Raw genomic sequence first — 16407 nt, 5'->3', positions numbered from 1 at the left:
AATTATTTCTAAAAAAACTGTACTTTTGATGCTTTTATGTTAAGAGAAAATTAAGAAAGCCGCTAGATATTTATGTTTGGAATTTTTAATAAGAAAAAAGATTTGTTTCCTATTTTAAAAAATGTGCCTGATATTCATTGCCATATTTTACCAGGAATAGACGACGGGGCGAAAACTACAGAAGATAGCCATAAAATGCTGAAGGAGTATGAGTGTTTAGAAATGCTTAAAATCTATGCAACCCCACATATTTTGGCAGGAACTTATCCTAATACACCACAAAGTATCACGGAAGCCGAAAAAGTTTTAGCTGCTTCTGCACCTCAAAGTGAAGCGAATGTAATCGCAGCATCGGCAGAACACATGTTGGATGAAGCTTTTCTTGAAAAATTAGAAAACGCTGAGATTATGCCGCTTAAAAAAGAATTTTTGTTGGTAGAGATGTCTTATCACCAACCGCCAATCAACCTTAACGAGATGCTTTTTTGTATTCAAGATAAAGGCTATGTGCCTATTTTAGCACATCCAGAGCGTTATAATTTTATCAATAATTTTTCGGTGTATCAGGACCTTATTGATAGAGGATGCTTACTGCAATTAAATTTATTATCGCTTACAAAGCATTATGGCGAGAACACAAGTAAAAAAGCACAAATGTTGCTTAAAAATAAAGCTTATACCTATTTAGGTACCGATGCTCACCATGATAAGCACCTTAAAAAAATACAACAAATACAGGTGCCTAATAAAGTAATCGATGAAATAAAAAGAATTGCAGCTAACAATCAAGCGGATTTTTAAAAAATCATTAAATAAAATATAAAATCTAACCAATTTTAATATTACTACAAAAGTTATATATCTTTGCTACCTATGAAAAAAACCTTAGCACTAATCATCTTAGCACTGCTTATGGCAAGTTGTGCCTCTAAAAAAGAAGTATTGTATTTTCAAGATATAGAGGATACTTCTTTAATTCCTGTAAAAGAAATTTATCAACACCCAGAAATTCAAACCAACGATATTCTAAAAATAGATATCACGGCCTTAGAGCAAGAAGCTGTTTTGCCCTTTATGTTTAATAAGCTAAATGTAGGTAATCAGCGTTCAACTAATTTGCAGACGATGAATTTAGAAGGATTTGTGGTGGGAGAAGACGGAACAATTAATTTTCCTGAATTAGGAAAGTTGGCAGTTGTAGGAAAAACAACAAGTGAGTTGGAAGATTTTTTAAAAGAAAAGCTTTCGCAGAGCATTATCAACCCAACGGTAAAAGTAAGGTTGCTAAATTATAAAGTTACCGTAATGGGAGAAGTAAGGTCGCCAGGCACCTACACCATCGCCGAAGAAAGCATTACACTTCCGCAAGCTATTGGCTTGGCGGGAGATATGACCATTAACGGGAAAAGAAAGGAAGTGCTTATTGTACGTCAAAAAGATGGCGAACGACAAATAAAAAGAATAGATTTTACCAAAAGCGATTGGATGAACTCAGAGTTTTATTTCCTGCAACCTAACGATATGGTTTACGTGCAACCCAACAACCCTAAAGTGAAAACAGCAGGGTTTATTGGTTCGGTAGGGAACCTGCTCTCTGTTGCCTCTATACTTTTAAGTGCTGCTGTTATTATATTTAGATAAAAGATCGTTATGAATAAAGAATATATAGCTGATAAAGACACACAGCAAGAAACAGGAGAAGATTTAAAGTATCTTTTATATAAATATCTAAAGTATTGGCATTGGTTTGTGCTAGGAGTTTTCCTAATGTTAATTTTAGCATTCATTTATAACCGTTATGCTACTCGCATATATAGCACAAGTGCGCAGGTAAAAATATTAAAAGAAGGTGAAGGCGGATTAGATTTATCTGGATTACAAGGAGCAACTACGCTTTTTGATATGAATAAGGTGAATTTAGAAAATGAAATTCAAATTTTTACTTCACGTAGATTGCTAGGAAATGTGGTAGAAGACCAAGAGTTGAATACCGTGATTATTTCCGAAGGAAGCGTAAAAAGTGTCGAATTATGGAGAAACGAAAGTCCATTTAAAGTACACTGGTATAGTTTCCCTAAATCGATAGAAGCGGGAGCTTATAAAGCGGAAGATTTAAAAAAAATTGGAATTAAATTTACTTCGTTAACCAATATAGAACTTACCGAAGAAGAGTCGTCTTCCTCAATAAAAGCAGTAGTAAACGATACCGTAAACTTTCTCAACTACAAATTTTCTATTAGTTTAAACCCTGAGTATAGTTCAGATTTGCAAGCCGTAACCGATGGATTGTATAGCTTTATATACCTGCCTAAAAACAGAGCTATAGATGGTTTGTCTAAAGCTGTAGAGATAACCCCTGCTGCAGATAGAAGTGAAATTTTAGATTTAACCATACAAGGAGCGGTAAAAAGTAAAAATGAAGATGTGTTAAATACACTGATTCAGAAATTTAACCAAGACGGAATTTACGATAAACAGCTTGTATCTAAACGTACCGAAGAATTTGTAGAGGAGCGACTTAAATTTCTCGAAAAGGAATTGGATACCGTAGAGCAAGGCTTGGTAAATTTTAAACGAGAAAACAATCTTGTAATGTTCGAGGCTAACGCTCAGCAGCTTTTTACAAAAGAAGCTACAGCAGAAAAAGAGCGTATCCAGCTAGAAACGCAATTGGCGATATCTTCCGACTTTAAAAAAGAATTGCAAAGCAGCCCAGATTTTACATTGTTGCCAGCCAATATAGGAATAGCCGAGAACCAAGTTAACGAGCTTACTACCATGTACAATCAGTTTGTTTTAGATAGGGAGAAGTTTTTGATTTCGGCAACTCCGAATAACCCAATGGTGGTAAATATAGAAGCCAAACTAAAAAGCTTAAAAGCGAGTATATTGTCGAGTGTAACGGCTTATGTAAAAAACACACAGACAGCTTTATCAAGCAGCAGAATGTTAGAGCAAAGCTCTTCAGGCGGGTTAGGGAAACTTCCTGCAAAAGAAAGAGGCGAGCGTATTATTAGGCGTCAGCAAGAGATAAAAGAGCGTTTGTACCTTTTCTTGTTACAAAAAAGAGAAGAAGCAGCTTTGGTGCATGCAACAACAGGTCCTGTAATTAAAGTAGTCGATTATGCGTACACTTCGCCTATTCCGGTTTCACCTAAAACCAAAATTATTTATTTAGCGGCTTTAATTGTAGGTGTTTTAATTCCTTTTGGGGTGTTGTACGTAAGGTTTTTACTCGATACAAAACTATCTAGTAAAGAGCAGGTAAAACGAGTTGTGCCTAATATTCCTATTGTGGCCGAAATCCCTCAATTGGAGAACGGAAGCTCTAAAAACTTACTTAAAGCTAACGATCGTTCGGTGGTGGCAGAGGCATTCCGTATATTGCGTACCAACTTAAGTTATGTTAAGAAGAAAGAATCAGATAAGGCACAAGTTATTTTTGTAACTTCTTCGACAAAAGGGGAAGGAAAAACATTTGTGTCCATAAACCTTTCGTGTACGTTGGCTTCTTCCAACAATAAGGTTTTATTAATAGGGGCCGATTTAAGAAACCCACAGTTGCATACTTACGTAAAGAAGAGTAAAAATGTTTCGGGCTTGTCTAAGTATTTATACGATGAAAAAGTAAGTCATCAGGACCTTATTATAAAAGGTATAGGTGATTTTAAATCTTTAGATATGATTCTTTCTGGAAGTATTCCACCAAACCCAGCAGAGTTAATTATGAATGGGCGTTTTGAGCAACTACTTTCCGATTTAAAAACAGAATACGACTATATTATTGTAGATACGGCGCCTACCATACTGGTTACCGATACACTCTTAATTTCTCAACATGCAGATGTTACTACGTATGTGAGTAGAGCAAAGCATACAGAGTTAAAGCTTTTAGATCATATAGACGACTTAAACAAAACCAATAAGCTGAAAAACATAGCCCTTGTTATTAACGGATTGGATAGTAAATCTACTTACGGTTATAATTACGGTTATGGTTATGGTTATTCTGCCGAGGCTCCTTCATCTAAATGGAAGTTTTGGAAGAAATAAAATCGTTGAAATAGCTATATAAAAAAGCCCCTTTCGCAATGAAAGGGGCTTTTTGTTTTGTGGGTTTTGTTTTATTGAACAAGTAGTTTTTTAGTTATGCCTTTGTTCTTTGTACTGTTGAATTTTATAAAATAAACCCCAGTAGTTAAAGCGAATCTTATTGTATTTGTTCCTTCGTTTAGGTTGTAAGATGCTACTAGTTGTCCGTTTAGGTTATAGATCGCTGCCGTATCAAAGCCTTGTGTGTTTTCTATTGTTAAAACATCTTGACTAGGGTTAGGATAGAAGTTAACTTGCGTAGTGTAGGTATCTATGCTCATGCTGGCACAATCAAAAGGCTCAAAAGTAACCGTTCCTAAGCTAGCATCATCGTTGGCATGTACAATGTATTGGTCTACATCTGCAGCGGTGTCAAAGCTAACACCTTCTTCCCAGCAGTTATAAATAGCCGTAATATTATTGGTGGTGTTGTTGTATAACGAATAGCTAGTATTATTGTTTCCGTTTTCAGAAAAAGTATTATGCCCGTAATCGTCTGCTGTTCCTAAATCAATTCTACCTTTAGCAAGTAATGTAACTCCCCAAAGGTTTCCTTTTATATGGTTGTTTCTGGCTACAACAGTTTGTGTGTCATCGTTACTTTGTAATGATATTCCACTTCCTCCTAAATTAGGTAGGCCTTGCGTGTTGTTGTTTTCTATGGTGTTGTTTTTTATTAGCGCGTTTACGTTGCTTCCGCTTATGGTTATTCCGTAACGGTTGTTTTCTATGGTATTTCCTTGGATAATTGCTCTAATTTCTGCACCATCTCCTATAAAGTTAGAAATGGCAATTCCACCTACTTTATCTAAGGTAACATCGCCAATAATATCATTGTTTATAACACGTAAAGTATCTGTTCCTGTGATGCTAAGGTTTAGCTGAGGTCTGTTTTGGTTGCTTTTTGTATTTCCTTCAATGTAGTTTCCACGAATGGTTGCGCTAACTGTTTGGTTTGCACCAGAAGCTATTGCAGGAAGATCGTTGTACATAATAAGGTTGTTTTCTATTACAGGTGCTCCTCTAGATAAAGAGATTGCTGCACCAGTAGAGGCTCCTGAAACCATATACATAACAGTACAGTTTTCCATATAGAAATTAGCTGTAGTTACTTTAAATCCTCCACCGTTTATAAAAGAGCTGTTTGTGATATTGATGTTGGAAGTTTGACCAAACCAGAATCCATCATAAGTAGTTCCAGCGGTTAAAGCATCTACAGTAGCTCCAGTGGTAGGGGGATTCCAGTTTAATGTACCGTCTATGGTGATGCGTACACCTTCAGCTATCGCTAAGCTTATGCTTTCAGTAACCTCAAGCGCGTCGTTTTCTGCAATGGTTAAATCTTGTAAAAGTGTGTACGAAGTTCCGTTTTTAACCAAGGTGCTAGAGTCTGCTAAAGCAATGTCATTAAGCGTGTAGGTGTCGCCAGTATTTGGCGAGGTGTAGCCTTGTGCAAAGATGTTTGCCGATGCAAACAAAGCAAGTAAATAAAACACATAATTTCTTTTCATAGTATAAATTTAAATATTAGAGGTACAATATACAGGTATTGTTGTGTTTCTATTGAAGTTTTAATGTTAAAAGTGCTGATGACTTAACTTATATTTAATTTAAAGTTTGTTTGATTTCTAAAATTAAAAAAATATATTTGCTATTAACTTTGAGTAGTAAAATTACTCGTTTATGGAATGGCGTGTTGTCTATGTAAAAAGTAAAGCGGAGAAAAAAGTTGCCGAACGTCTTGAACAAAAGGGGTTTGAGGTATTTTGTCCGTTACAAATGCAAGTTCGTCAATGGAGTGATCGAAAGAAGAAAGTTTACGTGCCTTATTTTTCGTCTTACGTGTTTGTTAAGCTAACAGAGAAGCAGCGATTAAGTGTGTTACAAACCCCAGGCGTGGTTAACTTTGTATTTTGGCTACATAAACCCGTAGTCATAACTCATGCAGAGATGGCAGAAGTACAAGCTTTTTTCTCTACGTATAAAACGGAAGAGTTGAAGGTGGAGGCGATAAAAACAGGCGATGTTGTACGCGTAAATCAAGGGGTTTTTAAAACCCGAAAAGGAGTCGTTTTTCAACAAACTACGAAAAACGTTTCCTTATATATAGAGCAATTAGGCGTTATGCTAAAAGTAGTGATTCCTAAGGCGCAAATAGAAAAGTCTTAAGTCTTTTCTAGTACATGTTTTACTTAGTTTATGGGACTGAGGAGGCGGAGCTATGGGAAGAATTACCTTACCTGAAATAAAGATATAATCTGATTTTTGTTTTAGTTCATGAATCAACAGAGTTGATTTCATCGATAAAAAAACGAATCAAAAAAATCTAGTGCCTTTAAAGGAAATTTTTACGAATACATTCGTAAAAGCCGCTTATTTGCTTATCGCTACATGCCATTTTCGCCTATGGCGAAAGCACTTTCGCTTGCAAATAGCTATTTCTAAAGGCCCGGGAAAAATGTATAAATACATTTTTAAAAAGGTTTTCTTTTTTACAGGCAATTTTCGTGATGCCAGAAAACTAGTACATCAGTAAGTATATAATCTAAATTATTTTCTACATTTTTTATTGTAACTATGTTAGAAACTTTAATAAGTTCAAAAACTAGAATAAAACTATTGCTTAAGTTTTTTTTAAACAGCAATAGCCGTGCGTATTTACGTAGTTTGGAAGGCGAGTTTGGTGAAAGCACAAACGCTATTCGTATAGAATTAAATCGTTTTGAAGAAGCAGGGATGCTTTCCAGTACAAAAGAAGGTAATCGTAAGTATTTTAAAGCCAATACGCAGCATCCTTTGTTTGAAGAGATGCAGAATATTGTTCGTAAATATGTGGGAATAGATGAAATTATAGCTAGTGTAGTTACAAAAATAGGAAACCTAGAACGGGTATATATAGAAGGGAAATTAGCCAGAGGCTTAACTCCAGAGGTGATCGATTTAATATTGGTGGGAAATCATATCGACAGGCAATATTTAACACAATTAATAAGCAAAGCAGAAAAAGTAGTAAAAAAACCTATACGCTATGTTTTGTTGTCACCAGAAAACGAAGAAAAGTATTTACAGGCTAAACAAGATAAGCCTTTACTTATTTGGCATGTAGGTTAGTTAGCTTAAGTAATTTATTTATGAAGAAAGTAAAAAATCTTATATTATTTGGTACAAGACCAGAGGCTATAAAAATGGCTCCTTTGGTAAAAGCCTTTGAAGCAGAAAATGAACTTTTTGAAACAAAAGTATGTGTTACCGCTCAGCATAGGGAAATGCTAGATCAAGTTTTGGCTTTTTTTGAGATTACTCCCGATTATGATTTAAATCTTATGAAGCCAGGGCAAAATTTATATGAACTTACGGCAAATATTATTGTACAGTTAAAACCTGTTTTAGAAGATTTTACTCCCGATTATATTTATGTTCATGGTGATACTACAACGACTATGGCAGGGAGTATTGCTGGTTTTTACGGCGGAGCAAAGGTATGCCATGTAGAAGCAGGTTTGCGTACACATCATAAACGAGCGCCCTTTCCAGAGGAAATAAACAGGCAAATTACAGGACGTATTGCCGATGTTCACTTTGCTCCTACACCAACATCAAAAAACAACTTGCTGCAAGAAAATATTCCAGACGAAACCATTGTTGTTACAGGAAATACGGTTATCGATGCATTGTTAACTTCCGTAGAAAAAGTAAACAAAGAACCTAGCGATTATGTACAAAGTTTAGAAGCTAAGTTAGCAGGTAAAGAGGTAATCTTAATAACAGGACATAGAAGGGAAAATCATGGTGATGGATTTGAACGTATCTGTAAAGCTTTAAAACATATTGCAGAAACAAATCCTACAACGCAATTGGTTTACCCCGTACATTTAAACCCAAAGGTACAAGAGCCGGTAAATAGAATTTTAGGAGACATTTCCAACATACATTTAATAACGCCATTAGCTTATCAAGATTTTATTTGGTTGATGAATAGGTCTAAACTTATTATTACCGATAGTGGAGGAGTACAAGAAGAAGCTCCAAGTCTAGGGAAGCCTGTTTTAGTGATGCGAGACACCACAGAGCGGCCAGAGGCTGTAGAAGCAGGAACTGTAATTTTGGTTGGTACAAATGTTGATAAGATTATAACGGAAGCAACAAGTTTACTAACCGATAAAGAACGTTTTTCTACCATGAGTAAATTGCATAATCCGTATGGAGATGGTAATGCTTGTAAGAAAATTGTTCAGCATATAAAAGAGTTAAATAGTTTAGTTTAAGCTGTGTAGCTTTTTAAGTAATTAAATAAAAAATAAAATGACGATAAGCCCACAAGTAACCACCATTGGGTTAGGCTATATAGGATTACCCACCTCGGCATTAATTGCAGCCAATAAAATTGCTGTTTTTGGGGTAGATGTAAACCCCGAAGTTGTAGAAACCATCAACAAAGGGAAAATACATATTGTAGAACCCGATTTAGAAGAGGTGGTTTATAAAGCGGTGCAGGACAATTATTTTAAAGCCGGTACAGCAGCTGTTGCTGCTGATACTTACCTGATAGTTGTACCAACGCCTTTTAAAGGGAATCATGAGCCTGATATTTCTTATGTAGAAGCCGCTACAAAAGGAATCATCCCTTTATTGAAAAAAGGAGATTTATACATTATAGAATCTACCTCTCCCGTAGGGACTACCGAAAAAATGCAAGAGCTTATTTTTAGGGAACGCCCAGAACTGGAAGGCGAAATTTTTCTAGCCTATTGCCCAGAAAGGGTATTGCCAGGAAATGTAATGTACGAGCTTGTCCATAACGACCGTGTAATAGGTGGCGTAGATGAGGTGAGTACACAAAAAGCTGTAGCATTTTACCAGCAGTTTGTAAAAGGAGCTTTGCACCCTACCAACGCACGTACTGCCGAAATGTGTAAACTTACCGAAAACTCTAGTAGAGATGTACAAATAGCCTTTGCTAATGAGCTTTCGTTGATTTGCGATAAAGCAGGTATCAACGTTTGGGAACTGATAACATTAGCCAACAAACACCCTCGGGTAAACATTTTACAACCCGGTTGTGGTGTAGGCGGACATTGTATAGCTGTTGACCCTTATTTTATTACCTCAGACTTTCCTATGGAATCTCAAATTATCGGAAAGGCAAGAGAAATAAATAACTATAAAAGCTTTTGGTGTGCCGAGCAAATTAAAAAGGCAAAGCATGAATTTCAGTTGAAAAAAGGACGTACGCCAGCCATTGCTTTAATGGGATTGGCTTTTAAACCTAATATCGACGATTTAAGGGAATCACCAGCAAAATACATTGTACAAAAAGTACTTCAAGAAGCACAAGATGAAGCATACTATATTGTAGAACCAAATATTCAAGCACATCAAGTTTTTAAATTAACCACCTATCAAGAAGCTATAGCTAAGGCAGATATTATCGCTTTTTTAGTAGCCCATAAAGAATTTTCAGGCTTAGAAATTCCTTCCGGAAAAATTGTACTCGATTTCTGCGGAATTACAGCAAAATAAACCCCAATATATTATTAGAAAACACAACTAAAGTAAGTATACCCATGAAAAAAATAGCAATTATAGGACAAGGATACGTAGGTTTACCATTAGCCTTAGAATTTGCAAAACATTATCCAGTGATAGGCTTCGATATTAATGAAGAAAGAGTAGCTGAGTTGAATGAAGGAAAAGACCATACGTTAGAAGCAGATTTAGATTTGTTGCGTAATGTAATTCAAGATAAAGAGGAAACAGGTTTTAAAAAAGGTTATTTGGCAAGTTCAGCTATTGCTGTTTTAAAAGAGGCTAACATCTATATTGTTACAGTGCCAACACCTATAGATCAGTTTAATGCACCAGATTTAAGGCCTTTAAAAAGTGCCTCAAAGATGTTGGGCGAAGTGCTTAAACAAGATGATATTGTTATCTATGAAAGTACGGTATATCCAGGTTGTACAGAAGAGGTTTGTGTGCCTATTTTAGAAAATATTTCAGGTTTAAAGTTTAATAAAGACTTTTATGTAGGGTATTCGCCAGAAAGAATTGTACCTGGCGACAAGGTAAATACGCTTACAACCATAAAAAAGGTAACCTCGGGAAGTACGCCAGCCATTGGAGTAGAAATAGATAATTTATATAAAAAAATTATAAAAGCAGGCACACATTTAGCAGCAAACATAAAAACAGCAGAAGCAAGTAAAGCTATAGAAAATGCACAGCGAGATGTAAATATTTCATTTGTAAACGAACTGGCTTTAATCTTTGATAGAGTAGGCATCGATACACAAGATGTTTTGGAAGCAGCAGGAACTAAATTTAACTTTTTGAAATATAAGCCAGGTCTTGTTGGTGGACATTGTATTTCGGTTGACCCTTATTACCTTAGTCATAAGGCTATTCAGTTAGGTTATCATCCTCAAGTTATTCTTTCAGGAAGAAGGGTGAATGATACGATGGCAAACTTTATAGGTAGTAAAGTTGTTAAACTGATGATTAAAAAAGGCCATCAGATTAAAGATGCTAATGTGCTTATTCTAGGGGTAACATTTAAAGAAAATTGCCCTGATATTAGAAATACAAAAGTAATCGATGTTTATTCAGAGCTTAAACAATACGGACTTAATGTAGATTTATACGACCCATGGGCAAGCCCAACAGAAGTAGAAGAAGAGTATGGGGTGTCTATTGTAAAAGACATACCTAAAAAGAAATATGATGCTGTTGTTTTAGCCGTAGCACATCAGCAGTTTTTAGCAATGGATATAAAAACCCTGCTTCAAGATAACGCAGTTGTTTTTGATGTGAAAGCTTGTTTACCAAGAGAAATCGTAGACGCAAGGCTGTAATTTTTCTAAGGAAGGTTTTTTATTATAGAAAACAAAAGACGCACTTCCACTGGATTTACAGCTATTTCTGCAAAACTGTCGGTTGGGCTGAAATCAACTTTGTTGATTCATGAACACCATTAGCAAATAAAAGGTTTGTGAACTAATACAATTTTTTCTGGCATCACGAAAATTGTCTGTAAAAAAGGAAGACCTTTTTAAAAATGTATTTATACATTTTTCCCGGGCCTTTAGAAATAGCTATTTGCAAGCGGAAGTGCTTTCGCCATAGGCGAAAATGGCATGTAGCGATAAGCAAATAAGCGGCTTTTACGAATACATTCGTAAAAATTTCCTTTAAAGGCACTAGATTTTTTTGATTCGTTTTTTATCGATGAAAAAATGAATATTTATGTTAATTATCCGTTCATTTTGTCTTGACACAAAACGAACCAAAAAGTCAAGACTGTTTTAAGGAAATTTTTAAAAGCAAGTTTTAAAACCGCTGCTAAATCTGGCGTTTCATGCTTTGTCTTTGCGGTGCAAAGACGCACTTCCACTGGATTTACAACTATTTCTGCAAAACTGTCGGTTTTTTCGGCATCACGAAAATTGTCTGTAAAAAAGGAAGACCTTTTTAAAAATGTATTTATACATTTTTCCCGGGCCTTTAGAAATAGCTATTTGCAAGCGGAAGTGCTTTCGCCATAGGCGAAAATGGCATGTAGCGATAAGCAAATAAGCGGTTTTTACGAATACATTCGTAAAAATTTCCTTTAAAGGCACTAGATTTTTTTGATTCGTTTTTTTATCGATAAAATCAACTCTGTTGATTCATGAACTCCATTAGTTAATAAAAAATTTGTGAACTAAAAAAATGAATATTTAGAATAATTCATAAACACCATTAGCGAATAAAAGATTCGTGAACTAAAAAAAGTAAGTATAATAAAGAATGTTATCAGTTCATTTTGTCTTAACACAAAACGAACCAAAAAGTCAAGACCGTTTTAAGGAAATTTTTAAAAACAAGTTTTAAAACCGCTGCTAAATCTGGCGTTTCATGCTTTGTCTTTGCGATGCAAAGACGCACTTCCACTGGATTTACAACTATTTCTGCAAAACTGTCGGTTTTTCGGCATCACGAAAATTGTCTGTAAAATTTAGCTTCCGAGTAATAAATTTAAGATAAGATTCGTGGACTAAAAAAAATGAATAATCATAACACATAAACATAATTAAACAAGAAACTCTTTTTTAAAATAAATTGAATAAACCAATACATATATAAGCATGAAAATAAAAAAGATATGCTGTATCGGAGCCGGTTATGTAGGAGGTCCTACCATGTCTGTTATTGCCGATAAAAACCCAGGGATACAAGTAACGGTAGTAGATATTAATGAAGCAAGAATAAAAGCATGGAATAGTGAAAATTTAGATGAACTTCCAGTGTATGAACCAGGCTTGTCTGAAGTTGTTGCAAGAGCTCGTGGAAGAAACTTATTTTTTTCTACCGAAATAGAAAAAAACATAGATGAAGCAGAAATGATTTTTATTTCGGTAAATACCCCAACAAAAACCTATGGGAAAGGTAAAAATATGGCTGCCGATTTAAAATATGTAGAATTATGTGCACGTCAAATCGCAAATGTTGCCACGAGCGATAAAATAGTAGTCGAAAAATCAACATTGCCTGTACGTACAGCACAAGCTATAAAAACTATTTTAGACCAAACAGGTAATGGTGTAAAGTTTCAAATTCTTTCCAATCCTGAATTTTTAGCTGAAGGCACTGCAATTCAAGATTTAGAACAAGCAGATCGTGTACTTATAGGCGGGGAGCAAAGTGCAGAAGGAAAACAAGCCATTCAGGCACTAGTTGATATTTATGCAGCTTGGCTTCCACAAGAAAATATACTTACCACCAACGTATGGTCATCAGAGTTATCTAAACTTACGGCAAACGCATTTTTAGCACAACGTGTATCTTCGATAAATGCTATATCAGAGCTTTGTGAAGCAACAGGAGCCGATGTAAGTGAAGTAGCAAAGGCTATTGGGATGGATTCTAGAATTGGACCTAAATTCCTTAAAGCATCGGTAGGCTTTGGAGGGTCTTGTTTTCAAAAAGATATTTTGAATTTGGTGTATATTGCTAAATCCTTAGGCTTAGACAATGTTGCAGATTATTGGGAGCAAGTAATTATTATGAACGACCACCAGAAAAGGCGTTTTGCAGAAAATATTGTAAGCACACTTTTCAATACGGTTTCTGGGAAAAAAATAGCATTTTTAGGATGGGCGTTTAAAAAAGATACAAACGACACACGCGAATCAGCTGCTATTTATGTAGCCGATTTATTACTAGAGGAACAAGCTGAAATACAAGTATATGATCCTAAGGTAAAACCACATCAGATCTATACCGATTTAAATGCACTTAATACGCGTACAGAGGAAGAAAACAAAGCGCAATTACAAGTAGTCAACAATCCTTATGAAGCTTGTAAAGATGCACATGCTATTGCTGTTTTAACCGAGTGGGATGAATTTACCACTTACGATTGGAAACGTATTTATGATACCATGAAAAAACCTGCCTTTGTTTTTGATGGAAGAAAAATTCTTAAGGAAGAAGAATTAAAAGCAATAGGTTTTGAGTATTATGCTATCGGAAAAGCATAAACACCACTAGCTAATAAATAGCTCGTGAACTAAAAAAAGTAAGTATACTAAAGTTAATTATCCGTTCATTTTGTCTTGACACAAAACGAACCAAAAAGTCAAGACTGTTTTAAGGAAATTTTTAAAACCAAGTTTTAAAACCGCTGCTAAATCTGGCGTTTCATGCTTTGTCTTTGCTGAGCAAAGACGCACTTCCACTGGATTTACAGCTATTTCTGTAAAACTGTCGGTTTTTTCGGCATCCCGAAAATTGTCTGTAAAATTTGCCACGAAAGAAGCGTTAAAATTTTAGGCTGTTTGAGTATTGGTTTGCCAATACGAGTTCTCTAAAATTTAGCTTCGGAGTAATAAATTTAAGACACGATTCGGCAGCCTAGATTTTTTTGATTCGTTTTTTATCGATGAAATCAACTCTGTTGATTCATGAACACCATTAGTTAATAAAAGGTTTGTGAACTAAAAAAAGTAAATACAATAAAGTTAATTATCCGTTCATTTTGTCTTGACACAAAACGAACCAAAAAGTCAAGACTGTTTTAAGGAAATTTTTAAAAGCAAGTTTTAAAACCGCTTCTAAATCTGGCGTTTCATGCTTTGTTTTTGCGATGCAAAGACGCACTTCCACTGGCTTTACAGCTATTTCTGTAAAACTGTCGGTTTTTTCGGCATCACGAAAATTGTCTGTAAAAAAAGAAGACCTTTTTAAAAATGTATTTATACATTTTTCCCGGGCCTTTAGAAATAGCTATTTGCAAGCGGAAGTGCTTTCGCCATAGGCGAAAATGGCATGTAGCGATAAGCAAATAAGCGGTTTTTACGAATATATTCGTAAAAATTTCCTTTAAAGGCACTAGATTTTTTTGATTCGTTTTTTTATCGATAAAAAAAATGAATATTTAGAATAATTCATGAACTCCATTAGTTAATAAAAGGTTTGTGAACTAAAAAAATGAATGTTTATGTTGATTCATAAACACCATTAGCAAATAAAAGATTTGTGAACTAAAAAAAGTAAATACAATAAAGTTAATTATCCGTTCATTTTGTCTTGACACAAAACGAACCAAAAAGTCAAGACTGTTTTAAGGAAATTTTTAAAAGCAAGTTTTAAAACCGCTGCTAAATCTGGCGTTTCATGCTTTGTCTTTGCTGAGCAAAGACGCACTTCCACTGGATTTACAGCTATTTCTGCAAAACTGTCGGTTTTTTCGGCATCACGAAAATTGTCTGTAAAATTTGCCACGAAAGAAGCGTTGAAATTTTAGGCTGTTTGAGTATTGGCCTGCCAATACGAGTTCTCTAAAATTTAGCTTCGGAGTAATAAATTTAAGACAAGATTCGGCAGCCTAGATTTTTTGATTCGTTTTTTATCGATGAAAAAATGAATATTTATGTTAATTATCCGTTCATTTTGTTTTGACACAAAACGAACCAAAAAGTCAAGACTGTTTTAAGGAAATTTTTTAAACCATACCAATATAAACTAACCTTATAGTTCTTTATTTTTCAGTAAACTATAAAAATTTAAGAATAAGATGAAAAACTCATCAAAAACCAGTACAAAGAAAATATTAATAACAGGCGGAGCAGGTTTTATCGGGAGTCATGTTGTAAGACGTTTCGTAAACAATTACCCTGAATACGAAATATATAACCTCGATGTACTTACTTATGCAGGTAACTTGGAGAATTTAACCGATATAGAGCAGGCTGCAAATTATCATTTCTTAAAAGGAGACATTTGTGAGCGTTCATATATTACAGACTTATTCGAAACTTATAAGTTTGATGCGGTTATTCATTTAGCAGCAGAATCACATGTAGATAGATCCATCACCGATCCTTTTGCGTTTGTAGAAACCAATGTAATGGGTACTTTAAATCTATTGTATGCTGCAAAGCAAATTTGGGGAACAGATACCAACGAGAAGCTTTTTTATCACATTAGCACTGATGAGGTATATGGCACCTTAGGCGAAACAGGACTGTTTACCGAAGAAACTGCTTACGACCCTAATTCTCCCTATTCTGCTTCTAAAGCAAGCTCAGATCATTTCGTAAGGGCTTTTGGGGAGACGTACAACATCCCTTATGTTATTAGTAATTGCTCTAATAATTATGGAGCTAACCAGTTTCCAGAAAAACTAATTCCATTATTTATCAATAATATTATTAATAACAAGCCATTACCGGTTTATGGAGATGGGAATTATACCCGAGATTGGCTTTATGTAGTGGATCATGCAGTGGCTATCGATTTGATTTTTCATAAAGGAAAAAACAAAGAAACCTATAATATTGGAGGATTTAATGAATGGAAAAATATAGACTTAGTAAAGTTGCTATGTAAACAGATGGATGCGAAATTAAGCCGAGAGGAAGGTACAAGTGAGCAATTAATCACTTTTGTAAAAGATCGTCCAGGTCACGATTTACGCTATGCGATAGATGCTTCTAAATTAAATAAAGAATTAGGATGGAAACCAAGTGTAACCTTTGAAGAAGGACTTGAAAAAACCATCGACTGGTATTTGAATAATGAAGATTGGCTTAAAAATGTAACTTCTGGTGCATATCAGCAATATTATGAGAAGCAGTATAAGTAATTTATAACTATTCGTTTTTTTATCGATGAAATCAACTTTGTTGATTCATGAGCTCCATTAGCAAATAAAAGGTCGTGAACTAAAAAAATGAATGTTTATGTTAATTATCCGTTCATTTTGTCTTGACACAAAACGAACCAAAAAGTCAAGACCGTTTTAAGGAAATTTTTAAAAGCAAGTTTTAAAACCGCTGC

13 protein-coding genes are annotated in these 16407 nt (G+C 34.9%); 10 read left to right on the top strand and 3 right to left on the bottom strand.

Annotation, left to right across the window (positions count from 1 at the left end; all coding sequences use genetic code 11):
- Window positions 1-72: 72 nt before the first annotated feature.
- The 3 genes from GGR32_RS02290 (at window position 73) to GGR32_RS02280 (ending at window position 4053) form a co-directional block, all read left to right on the top strand.
- Window positions 73-801, top strand: a complete 729-nt coding sequence (locus tag GGR32_RS02290; RefSeq protein WP_183475969.1) for a tyrosine-protein phosphatase — start codon at window positions 73-75, stop codon at window positions 799-801.
- Between the two features lie 72 nt (window positions 802-873).
- Window positions 874-1641 carry a polysaccharide biosynthesis/export family protein gene (locus tag GGR32_RS02285; protein WP_183475968.1) on the top strand — a complete coding sequence of 256 codons (768 nt, stop codon included), beginning with the start codon at window positions 874-876 and terminating at the stop codon, window positions 1639-1641.
- Between the two features lie 9 nt (window positions 1642-1650).
- Entirely contained in the window at window positions 1651-4053 is a 2403-nt protein-coding gene (locus GGR32_RS02280; RefSeq protein WP_183475967.1) for a GumC family protein, read from the top strand.
- Between the two features lie 71 nt (window positions 4054-4124).
- On the opposite strand, the gene GGR32_RS02275 is transcribed toward GGR32_RS02280, so the two are convergent.
- Window positions 4125-5603, bottom strand: a complete 1479-nt coding sequence (locus GGR32_RS02275) for a right-handed parallel beta-helix repeat-containing protein (RefSeq protein WP_183475966.1) — start codon at window positions 5601-5603, stop codon at window positions 4125-4127.
- A gap of 172 nt (window positions 5604-5775) precedes the next feature.
- On the opposite strand from GGR32_RS02275, the gene GGR32_RS02270 reads away from it, so the two are divergent.
- The 6 genes from GGR32_RS02270 (at window position 5776) to GGR32_RS02245 (ending at window position 13607) form a co-directional block, all read left to right on the top strand.
- The gene (locus GGR32_RS02270; protein WP_183475965.1) at window positions 5776-6261 is read left to right on the top strand and encodes a UpxY family transcription antiterminator; all 486 of its coding nucleotides are present in this window, start codon (window positions 5776-5778) and stop codon (window positions 6259-6261) included.
- Window positions 6262-6711: 450 nt separating this feature from the next.
- Window positions 6712-7203, top strand: a complete 492-nt coding sequence (locus GGR32_RS02265; RefSeq protein ID WP_221403677.1) for a hypothetical protein — start codon at window positions 6712-6714, stop codon at window positions 7201-7203.
- Window positions 7204-7223: 20 nt separating this feature from the next.
- Window positions 7224-8357: a non-hydrolyzing UDP-N-acetylglucosamine 2-epimerase gene (gene wecB / locus GGR32_RS02260; RefSeq protein WP_183475963.1), complete on the top strand. Its 1134-nt coding sequence runs from the start codon at window positions 7224-7226 to the stop codon at window positions 8355-8357.
- A gap of 37 nt (window positions 8358-8394) precedes the next feature.
- A complete protein-coding gene (gene wecC, locus GGR32_RS02255; RefSeq protein WP_221403676.1) occupies window positions 8395-9612 on the top strand; it encodes a UDP-N-acetyl-D-mannosamine dehydrogenase in 1218 nt (405 codons plus the stop codon).
- A 44-nt stretch (window positions 9613-9656) separates the two neighbouring features.
- The gene (locus GGR32_RS02250; protein ID WP_183475961.1) at window positions 9657-10940 is read left to right on the top strand and encodes a nucleotide sugar dehydrogenase; all 1284 of its coding nucleotides are present in this window, start codon (window positions 9657-9659) and stop codon (window positions 10938-10940) included.
- Between the two features lie 1272 nt (window positions 10941-12212).
- On the top strand, window positions 12213-13607 hold the full coding sequence (locus tag GGR32_RS02245; RefSeq protein WP_183475958.1) for a UDP-glucose 6-dehydrogenase: 1395 nt from the start codon (window positions 12213-12215) through the stop codon (window positions 13605-13607).
- Window positions 13608-13664: 57 nt separating this feature from the next.
- Here GGR32_RS02245 and GGR32_RS02240 read toward each other — a convergent pair whose 3' ends face one another.
- Window positions 13665-13877: a hypothetical protein gene (locus GGR32_RS02240; RefSeq protein ID WP_183475956.1), complete on the bottom strand. Its 213-nt coding sequence runs from the start codon at window positions 13875-13877 to the stop codon at window positions 13665-13667.
- Between the two features lie 760 nt (window positions 13878-14637).
- The gene (locus GGR32_RS02235; protein ID WP_183475954.1) at window positions 14638-14850 is read right to left on the bottom strand and encodes a hypothetical protein; all 213 of its coding nucleotides are present in this window, start codon (window positions 14848-14850) and stop codon (window positions 14638-14640) included.
- A 292-nt stretch (window positions 14851-15142) separates the two neighbouring features.
- Between GGR32_RS02235 and rfbB the strand changes: the two genes are divergently transcribed.
- Window positions 15143-16213: a dTDP-glucose 4,6-dehydratase gene (rfbB, locus tag GGR32_RS02230; RefSeq protein ID WP_183475952.1), complete on the top strand. Its 1071-nt coding sequence runs from the start codon at window positions 15143-15145 to the stop codon at window positions 16211-16213.
- The last annotated feature ends 194 nt before the right edge of the window (window positions 16214-16407 follow it).

It is taken from the genome of Mesonia hippocampi, assembly GCF_014197445.1.
GTDB lineage: Bacteria > Bacteroidota > Bacteroidia > Flavobacteriales > Flavobacteriaceae > Mesonia > Mesonia hippocampi.
Note: the sequence above shows the minus strand (reverse complement) of the source record. Positions and strands in the feature narration are given on the sequence as shown.

Bases quoted from the DNA above. Each gene is read 5' to 3' on its own strand.
- rfbB (WP_183475952.1), top strand. From the start codon at position 15,143: ATGAAAAACTCATCAAAAACCAGTACAAAGAAAATATTAATAACAGGC.
- GGR32_RS02290 (WP_183475969.1), top strand. From the start codon at position 73: ATGTTTGGAATTTTTAATAAGAAAAAAGATTTGTTTCCTATTTTAAAA.
- GGR32_RS02270 (WP_183475965.1), top strand. From the start codon at position 5,776: ATGGAATGGCGTGTTGTCTATGTAAAAAGTAAAGCGGAGAAAAAAGTT.
- wecB (WP_183475963.1), top strand. From the start codon at position 7,224: ATGAAGAAAGTAAAAAATCTTATATTATTTGGTACAAGACCAGAGGCT.
- GGR32_RS02280 (WP_183475967.1), top strand. From the start codon at position 1,651: ATGAATAAAGAATATATAGCTGATAAAGACACACAGCAAGAAACAGGA.
- GGR32_RS02275 (WP_183475966.1), bottom strand. From the start codon at position 5,603: ATGAAAAGAAATTATGTGTTTTATTTACTTGCTTTGTTTGCATCGGCA.
- wecC (WP_221403676.1), top strand. From the start codon at position 8,395: ATGACGATAAGCCCACAAGTAACCACCATTGGGTTAGGCTATATAGGA.
- GGR32_RS02285 (WP_183475968.1), top strand. From the start codon at position 874: ATGAAAAAAACCTTAGCACTAATCATCTTAGCACTGCTTATGGCAAGT.
- GGR32_RS02250 (WP_183475961.1), top strand. From the start codon at position 9,657: ATGAAAAAAATAGCAATTATAGGACAAGGATACGTAGGTTTACCATTA.
- GGR32_RS02245 (WP_183475958.1), top strand. From the start codon at position 12,213: ATGAAAATAAAAAAGATATGCTGTATCGGAGCCGGTTATGTAGGAGGT.